Annotated in this window: 15 protein-coding genes; 11 read left to right on the top strand and 4 right to left on the bottom strand. The window is 73.0% G+C overall.

Features of this window, described 5'->3' with window-relative positions; translation table 11 throughout:
- Nucleotides 1-233: 233 nt before the first annotated feature.
- From ACWD0J_RS31275 to ACWD0J_RS31265, 3 genes are all read right to left on the bottom strand, one after another.
- A complete protein-coding gene (locus ACWD0J_RS31275; protein WP_451499208.1) occupies nt 234-1,925 on the bottom strand; it encodes an ArnT family glycosyltransferase in 1,692 nt (563 codons plus the stop codon).
- A 92-nt stretch (nt 1,926-2,017) separates the two neighbouring features.
- Nucleotides 2,018-3,946: a phosphatase PAP2 family protein gene (locus ACWD0J_RS31270; RefSeq protein ID WP_451499207.1), complete on the bottom strand. Its 1,929-nt coding sequence runs from the start codon at nt 3,944-3,946 to the stop codon at nt 2,018-2,020.
- Between the two features lie 191 nt (nt 3,947-4,137).
- Nucleotides 4,138-5,046, bottom strand: coding sequence for an N-acetylglucosamine kinase (locus ACWD0J_RS31265; RefSeq protein ID WP_451499206.1), 909 nt, complete (start codon nt 5,044-5,046; stop codon nt 4,138-4,140).
- Between the two features lie 316 nt (nt 5,047-5,362).
- On the opposite strand from ACWD0J_RS31265, the gene ACWD0J_RS31260 reads away from it, so the two are divergent.
- The 6 genes from ACWD0J_RS31260 to ACWD0J_RS31235 all read left to right on the top strand — a co-directional run bounded on the left by ACWD0J_RS31260 (nt 5,363) and on the right by ACWD0J_RS31235 (nt 13,661).
- Nucleotides 5,363-6,496, top strand: a complete 1,134-nt coding sequence (locus ACWD0J_RS31260) for an ROK family protein (protein WP_451499205.1) — start codon at nt 5,363-5,365, stop codon at nt 6,494-6,496.
- A 275-nt stretch (nt 6,497-6,771) separates the two neighbouring features.
- Nucleotides 6,772-8,097: an ABC transporter substrate-binding protein gene (locus ACWD0J_RS31255; RefSeq protein WP_451499204.1), complete on the top strand. Its 1,326-nt coding sequence runs from the start codon at nt 6,772-6,774 to the stop codon at nt 8,095-8,097.
- A gap of 124 nt (nt 8,098-8,221) precedes the next feature.
- Nucleotides 8,222-9,142, top strand: coding sequence for a carbohydrate ABC transporter permease (locus tag ACWD0J_RS31250; protein ID WP_451499203.1), 921 nt, complete (start codon nt 8,222-8,224; stop codon nt 9,140-9,142).
- On the top strand, nt 9,139-10,041 hold the full coding sequence (locus ACWD0J_RS31245) for a carbohydrate ABC transporter permease (protein ID WP_451499202.1): 903 nt from the start codon (nt 9,139-9,141) through the stop codon (nt 10,039-10,041). The genes ACWD0J_RS31250 and ACWD0J_RS31245 overlap by 4 nt, the downstream gene beginning before the upstream one ends.
- Before the next feature lie 2 nt (nt 10,042-10,043).
- A complete protein-coding gene (locus ACWD0J_RS31240) occupies nt 10,044-11,762 on the top strand; it encodes a hypothetical protein (RefSeq protein ID WP_451499201.1) in 1,719 nt (572 codons plus the stop codon).
- Nucleotides 11,763-11,831: 69 nt separating this feature from the next.
- Nucleotides 11,832-13,661, top strand: coding sequence for a hypothetical protein (locus ACWD0J_RS31235; RefSeq protein ID WP_451499200.1), 1,830 nt, complete (start codon nt 11,832-11,834; stop codon nt 13,659-13,661).
- Between the two features lie 176 nt (nt 13,662-13,837).
- On the opposite strand, the gene ACWD0J_RS31230 is transcribed toward ACWD0J_RS31235, so the two are convergent.
- Entirely contained in the window at nt 13,838-14,545 is a 708-nt protein-coding gene (locus ACWD0J_RS31230; protein ID WP_451499199.1) for a nucleoside/nucleotide kinase family protein, read from the bottom strand.
- 116 nt (nt 14,546-14,661) lie between these two features.
- On the opposite strand from ACWD0J_RS31230, the gene ACWD0J_RS31225 reads away from it, so the two are divergent.
- The 5 genes from ACWD0J_RS31225 to prcB all read left to right on the top strand — a co-directional run bounded on the left by ACWD0J_RS31225 (nt 14,662) and on the right by prcB (nt 21,345).
- A complete protein-coding gene (locus ACWD0J_RS31225) occupies nt 14,662-15,399 on the top strand; it encodes an HAD family hydrolase (RefSeq protein WP_451499198.1) in 738 nt (245 codons plus the stop codon).
- Complete coding sequence (locus ACWD0J_RS31220; protein WP_451499210.1) at nt 15,399-17,753, top strand: glycoside hydrolase family 65 protein; 2,355 nt, start codon at nt 15,399-15,401, stop codon at nt 17,751-17,753. Before ACWD0J_RS31225 ends, ACWD0J_RS31220 begins: the two co-directional genes overlap by 1 nt.
- A gap of 230 nt (nt 17,754-17,983) precedes the next feature.
- Nucleotides 17,984-19,471: a hypothetical protein gene (locus tag ACWD0J_RS31215; RefSeq protein ID WP_451499197.1), complete on the top strand. Its 1,488-nt coding sequence runs from the start codon at nt 17,984-17,986 to the stop codon at nt 19,469-19,471.
- A 4-nt stretch (nt 19,472-19,475) separates the two neighbouring features.
- Complete coding sequence (locus ACWD0J_RS31210) at nt 19,476-20,417, top strand: lysylphosphatidylglycerol synthase domain-containing protein (protein ID WP_451499196.1); 942 nt, start codon at nt 19,476-19,478, stop codon at nt 20,415-20,417.
- A gap of 73 nt (nt 20,418-20,490) precedes the next feature.
- Nucleotides 20,491-21,345 (top strand): proteasome subunit beta, encoded by an 855-nt coding sequence (gene prcB / locus ACWD0J_RS31205; protein WP_451499195.1) that lies wholly within the window; start codon nt 20,491-20,493, stop codon nt 21,343-21,345.
- Nucleotides 21,346-21,436 lie beyond the last annotated feature (91 nt).

The following is a 21,436-nucleotide window of genomic DNA, read 5'->3' as shown; positions in this document are numbered from 1 at the left end:
CATGAGTGCGGCGATGCCGATGTGCATGCTCAGCAGCATGGTGAGCACGGGGTACTTGAGCCGGCCGAAGAGGACGAACGGGAACCCCGTGCGGGGCGCCCGCGCCCGGGGACTGGGCGAGCGCACGGTCCTGCTCGGGCAGGCCGCTGGTCGGTGGCACGAGGTGCGGGAGCCGCCGTATGGTCCGGCGCACGGGAGCACGCTGAGGGGGCCCCGGGCCGGGCACGCGGGCGTCACCGCCGGTAGATCGTGATCGAGTGGCCGACGTCGTCGACCGGCCGGCTGCTGTCGATCAGCCGGGCCAGCCGTCCCGTCGCCTTGGCGGCCGAGGAGTCCGACACGACCAGCAGCCCGCGCACCGCCCGCACGGGCACCTCGCGCGGGTCGGCCGCGTCGATGCCGTAGAACGACGGCAGGCCGCTGCCCTTGTACACGAGCCAGACCCGCTCGCCGCGGTACCGCTCGCGCAGCCGGTCGGCGAGCCGGCCGAGATCCTGGCCCCAGTCGACGTTGGAGTCGTGCAGCCGCAGCCGGGTCTTGGCCGGCCCGCCGAACGCCTCGTTGGAGTACGGCAGATAGAAGGGGTACGCCCGCAGCGAGCTCACCGCGACGAACACCGCCAGCGCCCCGGTCACCACCGGCGTCCACCGCCACCGGGCGGCGACCACGCAGCCCGCGGCCACCGCCAGGAACATCGGCAGGAAGACGGCGTAGCGGGTGCCGAGGTCCCGTGAGCCCTCCATGGCCGCGGCCAGCAGCACCGCGGCGGGCGCCAGCAGATACGGCGCCGCCGGCCGCAGCCGCCGCAGCGCCACCACCACGACGGCACCGGCGGCCCACAGCGCGAGCAGGCCGAGCGGGGTCTTCACCAGCAGCGCGGCCGGCAGGTAGTACCAGAGGGATCCGGTGTACACCCGGCCGAACAGGAAGCCCTGCCACGGCTGGTTCTCGAAGCGGAACTGGACGCGCATCCCGTCCCGGTACGCCTCCGGGAACGGCAGCGACTCGGCGAGCAGCCCGCGCAGCCCCCGCACGACGGGCACCCGCTGCTCGGGCGTCCAGCGCAGCCGCGGATCGACGGCCAGATACGTCGCCCAGACGACGACGACCGCCGCCAGCGCCACCACGCCGGCGCCCGCGGCGGCTCGCAGCAGCGCCCTGCGCCGGTTCGCCGCGCCCGCACCCGCATCCGCACCCGCGCACCACACCGACACACCGGCCAGTGCCAGCAGCACGGGAACGGCCGCCAGCGAACTCATCTTCGTGGCCAGGGCCGCCCCGAGCGTCGCTCCGGCGAGCGGCAGGTACAGCCGGGGCCGTCGGCGGGCGCGCCACAGCAGCCACACCGAGGTCAGCAGGAACCCGGCCGCCGGGACGTCCAGCGTGGCCAGCGAGCCGTGCGCGACGACGTCGGGGGAGAAGGCGTACAGGGCCAGCGCCGCCAGCCCGCCCACCGGACCCGCGAGTTCGCGGGCGAAGGCGAGGACGACCAGCCCGAACAGCAGGGTCAGCGCGATGACCGGGAGGCGGGCCCACAGCATGAGCCGCCACGGGTCGTTGCCCGACCCGTACAACAGGTGCTGCCCGAGGAGACTCTGGCTGCCGGTGAACGACGGGTCGACGTGCGGGCCGGCCAGCGCCACGCCGGCCGCGATCACCAGTTTGCCGAGCGGCGGGTGCTCGGGGTTGTGCCGCACCCGGTGCTCGCGCAGGTACTCGGCGGCCGTGCCGACGTACACCGGTTCGTCGATGGTCGGCGTCTGCTGGACGGCCGTCGTCACCATCGCCACGGCCATCTGGGCCAGCAGCAGCGCCACCAGGAACGGCACGAGCCACCGCCTGCCGACCCGGCCCGGCGACCGCCCGGCGGGCGCACCCAGGCGTGTCCGCTGGTCCAGGACCGACTGCGTCGCGCGTGCCATCATCCGCCCCGCGGTGACACCGGGCGGACGGCGGCGGGAGCGATCGGGCGGCGTCTCATGCGCCTACTCTGCATCAGCTCCCGCCGCGCGAGGCGTCACCGCTTCACAAGTCGTACCGACAGACCGTCCGCCGTGTAGAGGGGTACGGCCCGCAGGCGGTCGGAGTTCAGCTCGACGCGGTCGAACTGGCCGCGCAGCACCGGGGCGCCGAGCACGCGGACCGTGCGCCCCGCCGCCGGCGGCCGCTCGGCGTCGAGCCGCAGGGACAGCGTGCTGCCCCGGCCGAGCAGCGCCCGCCGCGTCACCTCCAGCACCGGCTCCTGGCCCGACCGCAGGGTCACCTCCAGCGTGCCGGACTCCTGCGCGTAGGAGCCGTGTACCTGAACTGACCTGCCCAGCCTCAGGGTTCCGCCCTGCACGCGCACGTCACCGTGGCCCAGCGCGTGGGCCGACGCGGCGACCAGGGTGCCGTCCTCCAGCACGGTGCCGCCGGTGTACCGGTTGTGGCCGGTGAGGGTCAGCGTGCCGGTGCCGCGCTTGGTCAGACCGCCGTCGCCGTCGATGTCGTTGCGCCAGCGGTCGGCCGCCCGGAAGCCGCCGGCCGTGGCGTCCAGGGTGACGCTCACGTCGGAGTCGAAGGCGCCGTACCCGTCCGCCGCGGCGAACAGGTTCAGCCGGCCCCACTGCTCGAAGCCGTCCAGCAGGACGTACCCGCAGGGCAGCGCGGTCGTGCGCAGCACCTCGCGCCGCTGGGCCGCGTCCAGGTACGGCAGCCGCGTCTCCAGCAGTACCTCCGCGCCCTTCGGCACGGTCAGCGGCTCGTCGCGGCCGCGCCGGGTCAGCACGTACGTCAGCCTGGGCCTGACCGCGCGTTCGTTGGCCTCCCGGTCCGCGTACGGGTCGGAGCTGTCGGCGTGGGCGTACGTGTACAGGGTGTCCTCGGTCGTGCCGGTCCGCTCCTGGAAGTACGCCAGCGCCTGGGCGCGGGCGGCGGCCTTCAGGTCCGCGTTCGCCGGGTCGGCCAGCGCGGCGGCGGCCAGGGCGGTGGCCATGATGCGGCCGCCGAGGACGTCGACCGTGGAGTGCATGCCGGCCATGATCCGGGTGTGGCTCAGCTCGAACGCGCGGGTCACCAGCTCCTGGAAGCGCTCGGGCACCGCGTACGCGAAGGCCAGGGCCGCCAGGTGGAAGGCGTTGGTGTGGCCGCTGGGGAAGCCGCCGTCGTCGACCGGCGAGGTGCTGCGCTGCCGCAGCAACTGGGTCGCGACGACCACCTTCGAGTCGTACACCGGGTAGCCGAGCGGGTCCTTCGCCCCCGTGTCGACGACCTCGCTGTCCTCGTTCATGCGCCACGGACGCGGGTACTGGAAGGCGTACTTGCCGGGGTTGCCCGAGGCGAACGGGCCGCGCACGGTGTCGACCAGTCTGGCCACCTGACCGAGCGCCGAGTCGTACGAGCCGGCGCCGATCGCGGATCCGGCCGGGGCGCCGGCCGGCACCGCGTCGCTGATCGTGGTGGCGGGCGTGGTGTCGGGGGCGGCGGTGATCGACGTGACCGCCTTGGCGCCCGCCCGGTACAGGCCGGCCAGCGGGCCGAGGCCCGCGATCATGGCGTAGCTCTGGTGCTGGCGGTCGTAGAGGAACGCCTCCTTCGCCTGCGCCTCGGTCCGCGCGGACGTGACGCGGGCGCAGTAGCGCATGTTGGCGCGCAGCACCTCGGGCATCAGCGGCGTGCCGGTGTTCCAGGCGTCGCCGGTCTTCCACACCTCGGCCATGCCGCCGAGGATCCGGACCACGGCGTTGGTCTCGGGCGTCAGGTTCGCCACGACGTTCGTCTTGTAGTCGTCGACGAACGCGGCGAAGGCCGTGGCCGCCTTCGCGTCCGTGGCGGCCAGCCAGGTGGCGAGCGTGGGCGCGGCCAGCACCCCGGCCGAGGCGCCGAAGGAGGTCTTGAGGAACCCCCGTCGGTTCACGGCGCGTTCACGGACGGACGAGGGGGAGCTGTGCCCGGCTGGTGACGGCATGCGTCTGCCTCTCATGAGTTCATCGGCCCTCAGGCCGGCGGAAGGAGGTGGTGCGATCGACTGCGGCTCGCGGTCGCGGCGGGTGGCATGGGGGCCGAACGCGCTTTCCCGAGCGTACGAGCGAAGATCTACGAGCGAAGATCTACGGGCGGGTCGTGTCGGACCGGGGAGGATCCGGCGTCCGCCGCGTGTCATACGAGTGAACGGGCCATCGCCACCGCCCCCTCGACCGGCGCGACCCCGAGAGGCCTCGGCCGGGCGCCCGGTACGCGCTCGGCCAGGGACGACACGAAGGCGTCGTACAGGGCGTGTTGGGCCAGGACGGTGCTTCCCGCGATCACGACGTCCTCGACCGGGACGCCGCGTGCGGCGAGCCGTTCGACGAGCGCGGCCAGCGCGCGCCCGCCGCCGGTGACGACCCGCCCGGCGAGCGGCGAGCCCGCCTCGGCGGCGGCGAACACCGCGGGCGCGTGCCGGCCCCACTCGGCGGAGACATCGGTGGCGCTCTCCAGCGCCGCCCCGAGCGCCGGTACCTCGGCGACACCGAACGCGGCGACGAGCTCCTCGGCCAGTGCGTCGGGATCCTCGCCGCGGTCGTGCGCCGCCCACACGGCCCGTACGGCCTCCCGGACGAGACCGGCCGAGCCGCCCTCGTCGCCGAGCACCGCGCCCCAGCCGCCGACCTGGACGGGACTGCCGTCGGCGAGGCGGCCGACGGCGACGGAGCCGGTGCCGGCGACCAGGCCGACACCCCGGTCCAGTCCGGCGGCGGGCACGAGCAGTTCGGCGTCCCCCATGACGAGCGCGGGCGCGTCGAGGTGCGGACGCAGTGCGGTGCGTATCCGGGCGGCCTGGCGGGGAGTCTCGCAGGCGTGTCCGCCGACGGCCACGGCGGACGGGCGGGCGCCCGCCGGCAGGGCCCCGGCGACCAGGGCCGCGAGCCATCCGGCGGCGGCCACGGGGTCGTGCGGGCGCCAGCCGCTGCTCGGGCGTACGTGGTCGGCGACGCGGGTTTCGCCCGCGAAGGCGCGCAGGTGCGTCTTGGTGCCGCCCACGTCGATGCCGACCACGAGCGGGCGCGAGAGGGGAGCGTCCTGCACGGATCCTCTTTCGTCGTTGCACTGGGCTGCGACGGTGGGCGAACCGTGCTGGAGCAGGGGAAGCCGATGAACTAGGGAGGCCCCGGGACGGGCCTCTGACGGGCACGGCAGGCGAGTACCGTGACGTTCGTTAGGAAGTTAACTAACGAAGTACAGTGCGTGTCAAGAGGCCTCGCGCACTCGACCACCGGAGCGGTTCCCTGGGGCCGCACGGGGCGGAAACCGCGATGCCAGGGCATCCCGTCGCCGCGTCCCAGGAGTCGATCGACCCGGGACCGCGGCCCCTGACCCGTGGGGGAGAACTGTGGAACACGGCGTGGCGAAAGCCCCCCGCCTGACCGAGAGCGCGAGTGCGGTGTTCGCCGTGCTGGCCGGGGCGGGCACGGCGACCCGGCCGCAGCTCGCGAGTCTGGCGGGCCTGTCGAAGCCGACGGTGTCCTCCGCCGTCGTGGAACTGGAGAGCGCGCGGCTCGCCGCCCACTCCGGCACCGCTTCCAGCGGCACCGGCCGGTCAGCCGCCGTATACCGTCTCGGGCCGGCCGCCGGGGCCGTGCTCGCCGTCGACCTGGGCCCCGCCCTCACCCGGGTGCGCGGCTGCGCCCTGGACGGCACGCTGCTCGCCCAGGCCACCGGCTCCCGTCAGGACGCCGCCGGCGTGGTGCGCGAGGCCCTCGACGGCCTGCCCGCCGAATCGCCGCTGCGCACCGTCGTGGTCGCCGTCGGCGACGTCACCGCGCGGGAGAAGGAGGGCAGCGGCATGCGCCCCGCGACCGCCAAGGCGGGGCCCGCCTTCGACGCCATGGCCGTCGCGCTGCCGCCGGGTGTTCCCGTCCACCTGGAGAACAACGTCAACTGCGCGGCACTCGCCGAACTGCACGAGGGCGCCGCGCGGGGCCACCCCACCTTCGGCTATCTGCGGATCGGCGTGGGCATCGGCCTCGGCATCGTGGTCGGCGGTCAGGTGCTGCGCGGAGCCAACGGCGCCGCCGGCGAGCTGGCCCGGCTGCCCTACCCCTGGGACGACGGCCGGGAGCCGCGGCACGAGGCGCTGGAGGAGTACATCGGCGCCCGCTCGCTCCTGCGGCGGGCCGCCGAGGTCTGGCCGGACGCCGACGGGCCGTGCCCGCGCACCGCCGAGCGGCTCTTCGCCCTCGCCGGGGAGGGCCGGGCCGCGGCCCGTGCCGTCGTGGGCCGCCACGCGGTGGACGTGGGCCGCCTCGCCGCCGCCGTGACCGCCGTGCTCGACCCGGGACTGATCGTGCTGGGCGGCAGCACCGGCGCGGACCCGCAGCTCCTGCCCGGCGTCCGGGCCGAACTGGGGCGGCTGAGCTGGCCCACCGAGGTGGTCAGCAGCACGGTCGGTGACCTGGGCACTGTCGTGGGTGCCGCCCGGCTCGCGGTGGCCCGGGGAGTCCAAACCGTGACCCTGGCCGCGCGGACGAAGGATTGACGGCCTCGGACTCGGTCTGCCAATGTCCGGACAAGCGCTTTCTAAGTCGGCCGGGACGCCGGCTTGGGGTGAGCGTCCCGCCCGTACTCGACGTACGGCAACCGCACCAGGGCGTGCTTGTGCGGCGACGGCCACGACGGCCGGGGACCTCGCCCGTCAGGATGACGCGGCCGGGCGAGGCCGTGCCCTCGGAAAGCTCATTCACCTGCACAATGCACCCGTGCCGCCTCGGCTGGCGCCGTGCTCCGTCCCCTACGACGAAAAAGGGATCGAAGATGACCACTGTGGGTGTGCGGCGCTCCCGCCGACTCGGCCGCGGCGGCATGCGCCGCCTGGTTCCCCTCGCTGCCGTTGCCACGGCAGGTGCCCTGCTGCTCTCCGCCTGCGGCGGGTCGGGATCCGACTCGGGCGGGAACGCCAAGTCGCTGACGTTCTGGATCTCCACGGTTCCGGGACAGGACGCGGGCTGGAAGAAGATGGTGGCGCAGTACAAGAAGGAAACCGGCGTCGACGTCAAGCTCGTCAACATCCCCTACGACGGCTACGACGCGAAGCTGCGCAACGCCGCGCAGGCGAACTCGCTGCCCGACGTGGCGGCCGTGCCGAAGCTGGACCCGATCTGGTCGAACAAGCTGATCGACCTCAGTTCCATCGCCAACGACAAGACCAACAAGATCAACGCCAACTTCGTCGCCAAGGACTCGTCCGGGAAGGTGCTGTCCATCCCCTCGGACGTCACCGCGTCCGGCCTGTTCATCAACAAGTCGCTCTTCGAGAAGGCCGGCGTCTCCTTCCCGACCTCGCCCCAGAAGACCTGGACCTGGGCCGACTTCATCAAGGCGGCGAACGAGGTCCGGGAGAAGACCAAGGCCAAGTACTCCCTGACGTTCGACCAGTCGCCGTCCCGGCTGCGCGCCATGGTGTACGAGATGGGCGGGAAGTACGTCCACGCGGACTCCTCCGGCACGTTCTCGGTGGACGCGGCGACCAAGAAGGCCGTGAACTACTTCGTCGGACTGAACGACGACAAGACCATGCCGAAGTCGGTGTGGACCAGCGGCGCCGACCCGTCGGCCATGTTCCAGAGCGGTGACGTGGTCGCCTACTGGTCCGGTGTGTGGCAGGTTCCCGCCTTCGCGGAGAGCATCAAGAAGTTCGAGTGGGCGAGCGTCCCGACTCCCGCCCAGCCGGTGCAGGCCAGCGACGTCAACAGCGGCGGCATGACGGTGGGCTTCAACAACAACGGCGACGCGGCCACCGCCGCGACGAAGTTCCTGTCCTGGCTGTACGAGCCGGCCCACTACCAGGCGCTGTGTGAGGCGTCCGGGTTCCTGCCGGTCGAGAGCGGTCTGAACCCGAAGTACCCCTTCAAGTCCGAGGCGGCGCAGGCGGCGTTCAAGCTGTACAACGAGTCGATCCCGCTCTACGCCCCGATCTCCGGCTACTTCAACAGCGCGCAGACGAACTGGGTGCTGAAGGGCAAGAGCCTCACCGAGGACCCGACCAAGGCGGAGCTCGGCAAGGCGATCAACGGCCAGCAGTCGGCCGACAAGGCCCTGGAGAACATCGTGGCCGGCTACAACCAGCAGGTCGGCGGCTGACCGCAGACCACGGGCCCGGGCGGCGGTGTCTCGACCACGCCGCCCGGGCCCGTGGACCCCACGTGATGCCGGGCTCATGGCCTGGGCCCACAGGAACCCATTCCACCAGCACGGAGTCAGGAAGATGACAAAACGCGCCTCGGACGTGTCCGCCGTGTCCGTGAGTCCGCCCAGGAGACGCAGTAAGTACACCCTTGCGCCGCTCGTTCTCATCGCGGCCAACGTCGTTCTCTTCGCACTCTTCTTCGTCTGGCCGGCGGTGATCGGGCTCGTCTACTCGTTCACGAACTACACGGGTGTGGGGGCGTTCCAGTACATCGGACTGGACAACTACAGCAACCTGCTCGGGGACTCCACGTTCTACGACGCGGGGACCCGGACGCTGCTGTACACCGTGCTCTTCGTTCCGCTGAACTTCGTGTTCTCGCTGCTCATCGCCAACGTGCTGGTGAGCAAGCACGCCAAGGGCGTGTCGGTCGCCCGCGTCTTCTTCTTCATCCCGTGGCTGCTGTCGCCCATCGTCGTGGGTGTCCTGTGGCGGTGGCTCTTCGGTGAGAACTTCGGACTGGTCAACTACCTCATCGAGAAGCTCGGCGGCAGCGCCGTGCCGTGGCAGTCGAACGCGGACCTGTCGCTGATCGTGGTCGTGGTGGCGGCATCCTGGGCCTGGACGGGCTTCTCCATGCTGCTGTTCATCGCGGCGATCAAGAACGTACCGACGTCGTACTACGAGGCGGCCGCGCTCGACGGCGCCGGTCCGTGGCGCCAGTTCATCAGCATCACACTGCCGAGCATCGCGCCCACGTCCTTCATCGTCATCCTGCTCAACACGATCCACGGGATGAAGGAATACCCGCTGTTCGCCTCCCTCAACAACGGCGGACCCGGAACGTCGAACAACCTGCTTGTCCAGTACATCTACCAGACCGGCTTCGACCGGGGCCAGATCGGCTACGCGAGCGCCGCGTCGTTCGTGCTCATGCTCTTCCTGATGGGCGTCGCGCTCATCCAGCTGATGGTCAACCGGCGGGTGGAGAACCGATGACAACCACAGACATGCCACGCCCGGTCGACGCCGAGCCCCGACGGGCTGTTCCCGAGAAGCGGCCCCGCGGCGCGGCCGGCGGCGGGTTTCGGCGCGCGGTGCCCGCGACGACTCTGCTGTGGGTCCTGGCGGCCCTCTACGCGATGCCGGTGCTGTGGTTCGTCCTCAGCTCCTTCAAACCGGCGGGAGACCTGTTCTCCCTTCCGCTGACGCTGTTTCCGCAGAACCCCACGCTGTCGGGTTACACGGAAGCGTGGCGCAGCGCCAACTTCGCCCAGTACTTCATCAACACGACCATCGTGTGTGTGATCGCGACGATCCTCACGGTGGGAGTCAGCTGCTGCACGGGGTACGCGCTGGCCAAGTACGACAACAAGTGGCTCAAGGTCTTCTTCGTCGGCATCCTGGCCACCACCATGCTGCCGTCCGAGGTCATGCTCGCCCCGCAGTTCCTGGTGGTCCGCGACCTCGGCCTCTACAACTCGCTCGCCGGCATCATCCTCCCGGCCGTGCTCACCGCGACCGGCTGCTTCATGTTCCGCCAGTTCTTCCTGACGGTCCCCGACGAGCTCATCGAGGCCGCCCGTATCGACGGCGCGCCCGAGCTGTCGATCTTCCTGAGGATCATGGTGCCGATCTCCCGGCCCATCATGCTGACGCTCGCCATCCTGTCGTTCCAGTGGCGGTGGAACGACTACATCTGGCCGCTGCTGATGCTCAACGACCCCGAGAAGTTCACCGTGCAGATCGGCATCCAGAGCCTCGTCGGGGCGCAGAACATCAACTGGTCGGTGCTGCTCGGGGGATCGGTCATCTCCATGGTTCCGCTGATCGTCGTCTTCCTGGTGTTCCAGCGTTACGTCATGAACGCCGACATCAACGCCGGCCTGAAGGACTGATCTTGCCCACCCCGCTCGACCACGAGTTCCTCCGCGCGGTGGCCGGGGCCGCCGACCGGCTGGCCGCCCCGCTGGCGGCCGGCCCCGACGAGGAACCCGCCGGTGTGCCGCACCGTGGCCTGGCGCGCCGGGTGAAGACCCTGATCGCGGCATACCGTTCGCCGAACTCGGAACTGCACGGCAGCAGGCGGGCCATCGCCGCCGCGATGACCCACCTGCGCGCCCTGCGGGCCGCGCAGACCACCACCGGCCTCTTCGCCGGCGGCGACAACGTGCAGTCACCGCCGGACTCCGCGTTCACCGTCAACGACGTGTGCGACGCGCACGTCCTCGCCGCCGGCGCGGGGCCGGAACTGCGCGACGTCACGGCCGCGCTCGCCGAGATCGCCGGCGCCTCCCGTGGCAGTCTCCTGACCGGTGGGGTGCACACCCCGAACCACCGCTGGGAGCTGTGCGCGGCGCTGGCCCGGCTGCACCGGTCGTTCCCGGACGACCGGCTGCTCGACCGCGTCGAGGAGTGGCTGGCCGAGGGCGTCGACATCGACGCGGAGGGCCTGTACTCGGAACGGAGCGCCCTCTACGCGGCCCACGTGTCCAACCCTTCGCTGCTGCTGCTGGCCGGCGTCCTCGGACGTGCCGACCTGCTGGACGCCGTCGAACACCATCTCGCCACCACCCTGGACCTCATCAGGCCGGACGGCACGGTGGAGACCGTCCACTCGCGACGGCAGGACCAGAACCGCCCGTTCCCGCTGGCGCCCTACCTGCCGCACTACCGGCTGCTCGCGGTCCGCACCGGCCGGGGCGACTTCAGCCGGGCGGCGCGGCTGGCGGCCGCCGGCGGCATCGACGACCCCGGCCTGCTCGCCGAGACCCTCCTCACCCCGGACCTGTGCCGCGTCCTGCCGGCACCGGCCACGGAGACACTTCCGCGCGACCGGTACCTCACCACCGCGGGCCTCGCCGCACGCGCCTCGGCCACCGCGCACACGGTGGTGTACGGCGGCTCCGACGTGCCCGGGCACCGGCGCATCCGCTCGGGCCTCGCCTGCAATCCCACCTTCCTGCGCCTGTTCGCCGGCGACGCGGTCCTCGACGCGGTCCGCCTCTCACGGGGATTCTTCGACCTGGGCCCGTTCCGCGCCGCCGACCTGCGACGGCTCGCCGACAGCCGGTACCGGCTCACCGAAACCCTCACGGCCGCCTACTACCAGCCGCTCCCGCCGGGTCGGCGAGGGGACGGCGGCGGCTACCGGGTGGCGGACGAGGGTCGTTTCTCGGCGGCGATGGCCTTCCCCGACCGGCCTCGGGACGAGGTCGCGCACACGACCCGCGTCGAGGTGGACCTGAGGGAGGACGGTGCCGACCTGCGCATCGACATCAGCGGTCCACGGGTGCCCTGGGCCCTCGAACTGACCTTCCGGCCGGGCGGCGTGCCGGAGGGCGCCGTACCGATCGGCGACGGACGCTGGTGCATGACGACCGGGCCGATGACCTACCGGGTCGGCGACGACGAGATCCGGGTCGAGGCCGGCGTCGAGGCGGGCGAACCGCTCGCCGGGCCGGACCGGAGCGACGTACTGCGCTACGACCCGGGTCAGGACTACACCGTGGTGGGCGGCACCGACGCGACGACCGGGAACCGCGTCTACATCGGTGGACACGGCCCGCACACACTGACCGTCGCCCTGCGCGCCCGCCGACCCGCATCTGTCGCGTGACCCCGACGCACCACGCCATGGCCACCCCCGGCACGAAGGGTTGATCCCGTGCACCTCACCCCGCCTCCCGTGCACCTCACGCACCAGCGCGCCCCGCTGCACGACCTGCCGGACAGCCCCGAGGCGTACGACGCGGTCCTCGCCGACGTCGTCGAGCAGGCCCTGAAGCGGATCACGCCGCAGGGCAGCCTCGAACACCCCGACTGCGTCGACGACATCGGCGACACCTCGCTGGGCATCACCTCCCTGCTGGCGCTCGCCTGGCAGCGCACCAAGGACCCCCGGCTGCCTGAGGCGGTGCGCCGCAGCCTCGCCTTCCACCTGCGGGAGCGGGTGTACGTCGACGACAATCCCGGCTACCCGAACCTGCGGGCCCGCCACTCCCGTCTGCCGTACGCCCGGTACACCCTCGCGCCGGGCGCGCACCCCATCGGTGACTGGCCGAGCACGGTGTGGGCGCTGCTCCAGGCGGTCAACGTGCTGGACCTGGCGGACGGCCTGGTCCACGCCGGACAGCGGGTGCAGCTGCTGCAGTTGGCGCGCGGCTACTGGAGCTGGCTGACCGAGACGACCTTCTTCAATCCGCAGGAGGCCGGCAACCAGGCGATCGGCTGTGTGGTGGGCGGACTGATGCTGGCCCGCCATCTGCCGCCCGGCGACGGGGAATCGGTCCGCGCGCGGGCGCTGGAGCTGTACGCCGACGAGATCCGCGCCCACCGGGTACGCGACCGGGGCGCCCTGCTGCCCCCGGAGCACGGCGGCGCCTACGACAACAACTACGGCCCGATCTCCCTGTCCTTCCTCGCGCAGGCGCACCGGGTCAGCGGCGAGGAGGTCTTCGCCGAGGACGGCGACACGCTCGCCCGCTACATCGACGCCCGGCTCACCAGCGGCGGCTTCGACAACGGCGGCCCCCGCTACAGCGAGCAGCACTCCGCCTTCGAGTCGGTACTCGGTCTGCGCTACTTCAGCCGCCGGATCGGCTCCGACCTGGGCCGCTACCGGGGCGACGGCCGCTGGGCCCGGCACGCGGCCAGGGCGGACGGCGGGGTCGACGGCCACTTCGCGTGGATGCTGGTCTGGCAGATCCAGGACGCCACACGCTGGCACCGGGAGCCGTCCACGACCGCCGCACGGCACCAACTGCGCGCGGGCACCGTCTCGGTGGCCTTCGACGACCGGATGACCCCGGCGGTGGTCGAGGCGGGCGGCACGTACTGCCTGCCCGCCGCCGTCAACCGCCAGCACGGCTTCGGCCCGGTCGCCGACGGCTTCCTGCTGTGCCGCCCGATGGGCGAGGTCCGTGTCCGTGACGTCCGCCGCGACGGGCTGACGGCCAAGCTGGTCACCAAGCCGGTCGTCGGCCGCGACCACGTCCTGCGGCACGTCCGCTCCCTGTACGTCACCGACGGCACGAGCCTGTGGACCACGGTCGCCGTCGAACGCCTCGACGGCACGCCGTACCTGCTGGCCGGTCTGCCCTACGCCGAGGACGACGGCGACCGGGTCCGGCGTACGGCACACGCGGCCGTGGCCTCGGCCGGCACCCTGCGTCTGACGCACCCCGACGCGCAGGGCGCGGAGCACTTCGACGCCCGCGCGGAACTCACCCAGGAACAGGCCGCCTTCGCCCTCGCCGCCGACCCGCGCGGTTACGGCAATCCCGACGAGGGCTGGCGGCATCTGGTGAGCTCGACGGCCCTGGAGGCCGGCCCGGTCCCGGACGCGCCGGAAGACCTGCATGTCTTCGCGGTGCGCTACGGCTCCCCGGAGCCGCTGACGGTGTCCGTCGTGCGGGGCGCGGAAGGACTGACCGTGCGCACGGACGCCTTCACCGCCGTCATCGGGGACAGCGCGGGAGACGCCCACGGAGAGCCGGAACTGACGCTGCGCACCTGAGATGCGCGGCGGGTCCGCACGAAGTACGGCTCGTCGGAGCCGAGGGTGCCGCGGACCGTGTACCGACCGCTCCACGCACCCTCGGCGAGGCCGGAAACACCCAGCCCGCCTCGGGATCCCGGACGAGCCCGGTGCCGTCGCCGGGGCAGGCCGCCTCGTACAGCAGGGCCTCCCGGTCAGCCGCCGGCGTCCGCTCCCACTGCCCCCGGCCCACCGCCGGTACGGTGATGTGCCACCGCGTCCGGCCAGCCCACGACCCCCCGCACCACCAGGTCGGCCCGCTCCCGCGTCGTGGCGATCAGCTCGGCGTTGCGCTGGTCGGTGCCCCGCACCCAGGCCACCGCGGCCTCGTGGTCCTTGCCGAACTCCTCGTGCCGGGCGACCAGCCGGCGGACGCGCTCGTCCTCGTCGACGTCGCAGAACCACACCTCGTCCAGTTCGGCCCGCACCCGCGCCCACGCTCCCGCGTCCAGCAGCAGGTAGTTCCCCTCCGTCACGACCAGCCGGGCGGCGGGCTCCACCGGGATCGCGCCCGCGATCGGCTGCTCCAGCACCCGCTCGAAGCCGGGCGCGTACACGACGTCGCCCTCCTCCTCGCGCAGCCGCCGCAGCAGCGCCGCGTACCCCGCCGCGTCGAACGTGTCGGGCGCGCCCTTGCGGTCCCGCCGCCCGAGGCGGTCCAGTTCGACGTCGGCGAGGTGGAAACCGTCCATGGGCACGTGCGCCACCCACGGGTCCCCCGCCGCGTTGAGCGCTTGGACCAGGTGTTCGGCGAGGGTCGTCTTGCCCGCGCCGGGGCTTCCGGCGATGCCGAGCAGGGCACGGCGGCCGGGGCGGGACAGCGCGCGGGCACGGTCGAGGAGGTCGTCGAAGATCTGCGGCACGCAGCCGAGTGTGCCATCCACCGGCGTGCGGGCGGGGGGTGAGAATCTGTCATGAAGCGCCCCACTGTGGCGTGTGCCACCCGTTGGACTCCCTCCGGTGGGGAACCGTGTCCTGTATGACGGAGCTCGGACTTCCCGAAGACATCCAGGCCTGCCTCTTCGACCTCGACGGTGTCGTCACCAGGACGGCCGTCGTGCACGCGGCCGCCTGGAAGGAGATGTTCGACGCGTTCCTGCGAGAACGCGAGGGCGAGCACGTCCGGCCGTTCGAGGAAGCCGACTACGACGAGTACGTCGACGGCCGCCCCCGCGCCGACGGCGTCCGCACCTTCCTCGCCTCCCGCGGCATCGACCTGCCCGAGGGCACACCGGACGACCCGCCCGACGCGCCGACGGTCCACGGCCTGGGCAACCGCAAGAACGACCTCGTCCTGGAGAAGATCCGCACCGACGGGGTCGAGGCCTACGACGGCACCCTGCGCTACCTCGCCGCGGTCCGCGCGAAGGGCCTGCGCACCGCGATCGTCTCCTCCAGCGCCAACTGCCGTGACGTGCTGCGCGCGGTCGGCGCCGAGGACCTCTTCGACGTACGGATCGACGGGGTGGTGGCCGCCGAGCGGAAACTGCCGGGCAAGCCGCGCCCCGACACCTTCCTGGCCGCCGCGAAGGACCTGGGCGTCGACCCCGCCCGCTGCGCCGTCTTCGAGGACGCCCTGGCCGGCATGGACGCGGGCCGCTCCGGCCACTTCGGCCACGTCGTCGGCGTCGACCGGACCGGACAGACCGACGCGCTGTACGCGCACGGCGCGGACTTCGTCGTGAAGGACCTCGCCGAACTGGGAGGCCAGGCGTGATGATCGCGCACCGGTCCTACACCGTCGAACCCTGGGCGGTGCGCGAGACCGACCTCAACCTCGACGTCCTCGCCCAGAGCGAGTCGGTGTTCGCCCTGTCCAACGGCCATGTCGGCTGGCGCGGCAACCTCGACGAGGGAGAACCGCACGGCCTGCCCGGCTCCTACCTCAACGGCGTGTACGAACTGCACCCGCTGCCGTACGCCGAGGCGGGCTACGGCTATCCGGAGTCCGGCCAGACCGTCATCAACGTCACCAACGGCAAGGTACTGCGGCTGCTGGTCGACGACGAGCCGTTCGACTTGCGCTACGGCCGTCTCGTCGCCCACGAGCGCTGCCTCGACCTGCGCCGGGGCGTGCTGGAGCGGACCTGCGAGTGGATCTCGCCGGCCGGCTCCCGGGTGCGGGTGCGCTCGACGCGGCTCGTCTCCCTGACCCAGCGGGCCATCGCGGCCGTCGCGTACGAGGTGGAGCCGGTCGACAGCCGCATCCGCGTGGTGATCCAGTCGGAACTCGTCGCCAACGAGAGCCTGCCCGGACCGAACGGCGACCCGCGCGCCGCCCAGGCGCTGAAGTCGCCGCTGGAACCGGAGGAGGACTTCGTCTCCGGTGCCCGGCTGCGCCTGGTGCACCGCACCCGCCGCAGCGGTTTCCGGGTGGCGGTGGCCGCCGACCACGTCATCGACGGACCGGAGCGGACCACGACCGGCAGTGAGAGCAACGTGGACGTGTCCCGGCTGACGGTCACCTCCGTCCTGGAACCGGGACAGCGGCTGCGCGTCGAGAAGTTCGTCGCCCACGGCTGGTCCGGCGCCCGCTCCCGGCCCGCGATGAGCGACCAGGTCGAGGCCGCGCTCGCGGCGGCGGCGCACAGCGGCTGGCAGGGACTGCTGGACGAACAGCGGGCGTACCTCGACGACTTCTGGGACCGCGCCGACGTCGAGGTCGACGGGGACGAGGAGATCCAGCAGGCCGTCCGCTTCGCCCTCTTCCACGTCCTGCAGGCCGGCGCCCGCGCCGAACAACGGGCCATCCCGGCCAAGGGTCTGACCGGTTCCGGCTACGACGGCCACGCCTTCTGGGACACCGAGGCCTTCGTCCTGCCCCTGCTCACCTACACCGCCCCCGACTCCGTCGCCGAGGCCCTGCGCTGGCGGCAGAACACCCTGCCCGCCGCCCGGGAGCGCGCGGCCCAACTCGGCCTGCGCGGTGCCGCGTTCCCCTGGCGGACCATCGAGGGCTCGGAGGGGTCCGCGTACTGGCCCGCCGGCACGGCCGCCTTCCACGTGAACGCCGCCATAGCGGACGCGGTGGTGCGCTACACGACGGCGACCGGGGACACCGGCTTCGAACGGGACACCGGCGTCGAACTGCTCGTGGAGACCGCCCGCCTGTGGCGCTCGCTCGGCCACCACGACCACCACGGCGTCTTCCACATCGACGGCGTCACCGGCCCCGACGAGTACAGCGCGGTCGCCGACGACAACACGTACACCAACCTCATGGCCCGGGCGAACCTGCTGGCCGCCGCCGACGCCTGCGAACGCCACCCCGAACAGGCGATCCGGCTCGGCGTCGACGAGGAGGAGAGCGCCTCCTGGCGCGACGCCGCCGAGGCCGTGCACATCCCCTACAACCACGAACTCGGCGTGCACGAACAGCACGCCGGCTTCACCCGCTACCAGCGCTGGGACTTCGACGGCACCCGCCCCGACCAGTACCCGCTGCTGCTGCACTTCCCCTACTTCGACCTCTACCGCAAACAGGTCGTCAAGCAGGCGGACCTGGTCCTGGCGATGTACACGTGCAGCGGCTGGTTCGAGGAGTTCCACGACGAGGAGCAGATCGCCCGCAACTTCGCCTACTACGAGCCGCTCACCGTGAGGGACTCCTCCCTCTCGGCGTGCTGCCAGGCCGTCGTCGCCGCCCAGGCCGGGCATCTCGGCCTCGCCTACGACTACACGGCCGAGGCGGCGCTGATGGACCTCGCCGACCTGGAGCAGAACACCCGCGACGGGCTGCACATCGCGTCCCTCGCCGGTACCTGGACGGCCCTGGTCGCCGGGTTCGGCGGCCTGCGCCGGGACGGCGACTCACTCCGGTTCGCGCCCCGCCTGCCCGAGCGGTTCAGCCGTCTGGCCTTCACCGTCCAGATCCTCGGCCGGCGCCTGCGCGTGGAGATCGGTCCGGACAAGGCCACGTACACCCTGATGTCGGGCGAGCCCCTGGGGATCCGCCACCACGGCGCGGCCCTGACCGTGAACGGCGACGGCCCCGTCGTCCGCGAGATCCCGCGGCAGAAGTCCCGCCCGGCACCCGAGCAGCCCCCGCACCGCGTTCCCAACGCCCGCTGACCGGGCGGCAGACCACGGGGGCGGCGGCAGGCAGGGGCGCCACGCCCCTGCCTGCCGGACGGCCGGGCGACTTGGGCGACAGACGGCAGGCACCTGGCCGAATACCAGCCTGCGCATCCACCCACGGCGGGTTAATTTAGCCGTGTTTTTCCGATTGTCCGATCCCGCCTCCCGCTCGCCGGGCTGCGGGGCTGAGACGCCCTACGGCAGGTAGGGGTGAGGGGTGGACCATGGCTCAGGGCACGAACGCCATGCGCGCCGGTGTGCGACGGCGCGAACCGGCGAGCGTGCCCGGCGCCTCCCGACGGGCGCGCGGCACATGGCCGCTCGCGGCCCTGGCCGGCGCCTTCACGCTCGCCCAGCTGGTCCTCGTCCGTCCCGGCATGGGCCTCGGCTGGGACGAGACGGTGTACGTCAGCCAGGTCTCCGCCCAGGCCCCGGCGGCCTTCTTCAGCGCGCCGCGCGCCCGCGGCGTCTCCCTGCTGGTGGCGCCCATCGCGTCCTGGTCGACCTCCACCGAACTGCTGCGGGTCTACCTCGCCCTGCTCTCCGGCCTCGGCCTGTACCTGGCCCTGCGCGTCTGGCGCGGACTGTTCCCGACCCGCGTCCTGGCCCTGGCCGGCGCGCTCTTCGCGACCCTGTGGGTGACGCTCTACTACGGCCCGCAGGCCATGCCCAACTACTGGGTCGCCCTCGGCGCCCTGATCACCGTCGGCTGCTTCCTGCGGGCCCGGGCGGACCGCCTCGACCGGGCCGCCCTGTACGGCGTCGCGGCGGGCGCCGCCCTCATGGCGTGGATGCGGCCCACCGACGCCGTGTGGGTCACGCTGCCGCTGCTCGTCCTGGCGGCGACGGCCCGCCTGTGGCGGCCCGCGCTCGCGCTGCTCGGCGGACTGGCCGCGGGCGCGGGGGAGTGGGTGATCGAGGCGTACGTCAGCTACGGCGGCCTGGGCCAGCGGCTGTCCGACGCCTCCGACGTCCAGGGCGGACTCGGCTGGTACTTCGCCGTCGACGACCAACTGCGCGGCCTGATCGGGCGGACCCTGTGCCGCCCGTGCACCGGACCGATGCCCAACCCGGTGGTGATGGTCTGGTGGTTCGCCCTCCCGCTGCTCGCCGCCGCCGGTCTCCTGGTCGCGGTGCGGGCCCGGCGCACCGGGCGGACGCTGCTGCCGCTGGCCTGCGCCACCACGGCCGCCGTGCCCTACCTCTTCCTGATCGGCTACGCGGCTCCCCGCTTCCTCCAGCCCGCCTACGCCCTGCTGGCGATCCCCGTCGCCGACGCCCTGCTCCACCTCGTCACCCGCCCCGACGGCCGGTGGCGCCCGGTGGCGGCGGCTCTGGTGGCGCTCGGGCTGGCGGGGCATCTGGCGGTGCAGTACGCCGTGCTGGACCGCACCGTGGACCGCACCACCGCCGACCGCCGTGACTGGGCCCGCACCGCCGCCGAACTGCACCGCCTGGGCGTACGTCCGCCCTGTCTGCTCACCGGGCACGAGGCCATCCCCGTCGCCTACTACACCGGCTGCTCCTCGGCGGCGGTCCGCGGCAACAACGCCAACAGCAGCGCCGCGGACATCCGGCGCACCGCCGGCCGGATCCCCGCCGCCGCCCTCACCCGGCCCGGCGGCCCGCCACCCGGGTACGCCCGCGACTGGGACCTCCACCGGTCCGCGGGCCTGGACCTCCGCGTCGCGCCGGCCCCCGCCTGGGACTGACCGCATGACGTCCGAGCAGGTCGCCGTCGCACCCGTCCGACGACGCGCCGGCCGGGCCGCCGCCCTGACCCTCGCCGTCCTGGTGGCCGCGGTCTACCTGGCCCGGCGCCACTGGCCCGTGCTGGAGACCGGCGCCCTCCGGCTCGCCGTCGCCGACCAGGGCTGGCTGCTGCTCGGTGCCACCGCGGCCGGGGCGACCTGGCTGTGCTCGGCGCTCGCCCAGCAGGGCGCCGTCCCGCGGCGGCTGCCTGCGGGACGGCTCGTGGCCGCCCAGTTCGCGGCGTCCGCCGCCAACCACGTGCTGCCCGCCGGGCTCGGCGCGGGCGCGGTGAACCTGCGCTTCCTCATGCGCTGCGGCCTGCCGGCCGGCCGCGCGGCGACCGCCGTCGCGGTCAAGGCCGCGGCCGGCGGGATCGTGCGCGCCGTCCTGATCGCCGTGTTCGCCACCGTCTGCCCGGGAGTGGTGCGGATCCCGGACGGCTGGGGAGCGGGCGCGGCGGTCCTGGGGACCGCCCTGTGCGCCCTCGCCCTGCCGGCCGGCCGGCTGTGGCCCCGGTGCCGCAGGGCACTGGCCTCCGTGGCGGCGGACATCGGGGCCGTCCACGCGCGAGGTCACCGGGCGGCGGCCCTGTGGGGCGGCTCGCTGGCGTTCGCCCTGCTGCACGCGCTCGTCCTGATCGCCGTCACCCGGGCCGTCGCCCTGCCCCTGGCCCCGGCCCTGGTGGCGCTGCTGTACCTCGCCGCCAGCAGCGCCGCCGCGCTGCTGCCCACCCCGGGCGGCCTCGGCTCCCTCGACGCCGCGCTCGGCCTCGCCCTGGCCGCCGCCGGAGCGCCGGCCCCGGCGGCCGCGGCCGCGGTGCTCGGCTACCGGCTCCTGACCGGGTGGATCCCGCTGGTCCCGGGGCTGTTGGTGCTCGGGATCCTGGTGCGCCGCAAGGCACTGTGACCGATCGGCGTTTCCCACGGGCGGGCAGCTGGTAGGAGTCCGGTTGTCGGACCGTGGGCGAGGGGGGAACGGCATGACGTGGAACGAGCACGGCGGACGCCTGGGGGAGGAGTTCTTCACCGCGGGGACGTCGTCCTTCACCGAGTTCCTGGCCGCGCACCGCCCGGAGCTGCTGAGTACCCGCCGCGTCCTGCCGGACGGCGTGGCGGCCTCGCCCGACCAGGTGCCGCACGGCACGACCGTGCTGGCCCTCGCCTTCCGCGACGGCGTGCTGATCGCGGGCGACCGCAGGGCCACCATGGGCAATCTCATCGCCCAGCGCGACCTGGAGAAGGTGCACCCCGCCGACGACTACACGGCCGTCGCCTTCGCCGGGACCGTCGGCCTCGCGGTGGACATGGTGAAGCTGTACCAGGTCGAGCTGACGCACTTCGAGAAGATCGAGGGCGTCGCGATGAGCCTCGACGGCAAGGCGCGCCGCCTGGCCGGCATGATCCGGCAGAACCTCGGCCAGGCCATGCAGGGCCTCGCCGTCGTGCCGCTCCTCATCGGCTACGACCCCTTCGCCCCCGAGGGGGAGCGGGGCCGCATCTTCAGCTTCGACGTCGCCGGCGGGCTGTACGAGAAGCGGAACTTCCACGCCGAGGGCTCCGGATCGCCCTACGCCCGCGGCTCCCTGAAGAAGCTGTTCCATCCGGGCATGGACCGGCGCGGGGCGGCCCTGAGCGCGCTCCAGGCGCTGTACGACGCGGCGGACGACGACTCCGCGACCGGCGGCCCCGACATCGGCCGCCGGATCTTCCCCCTCGTGTCGGTCATCACCGAGGACGGTTTCGAGCGGCTGCCCGAGCCGGAGACGGAGGCGCTGAGCCGCGAGGTGGTCGAGCGGCGCCTCGCCAGGCCGGACGGACCGAACGCGACGCCGTGACCGGGGCCTGACCGGGGGTGTGACCGGGACCGTGGCCTGCGGCTTTCCCCACTCGTGGGGAAGACCTGTCACGGCCTTTACTGCACATGGC

This window comes from Streptomyces sp. NPDC003011, from assembly GCF_053591515.1.
This window is presented reverse-complemented; position numbering and strand designations above follow the sequence as displayed.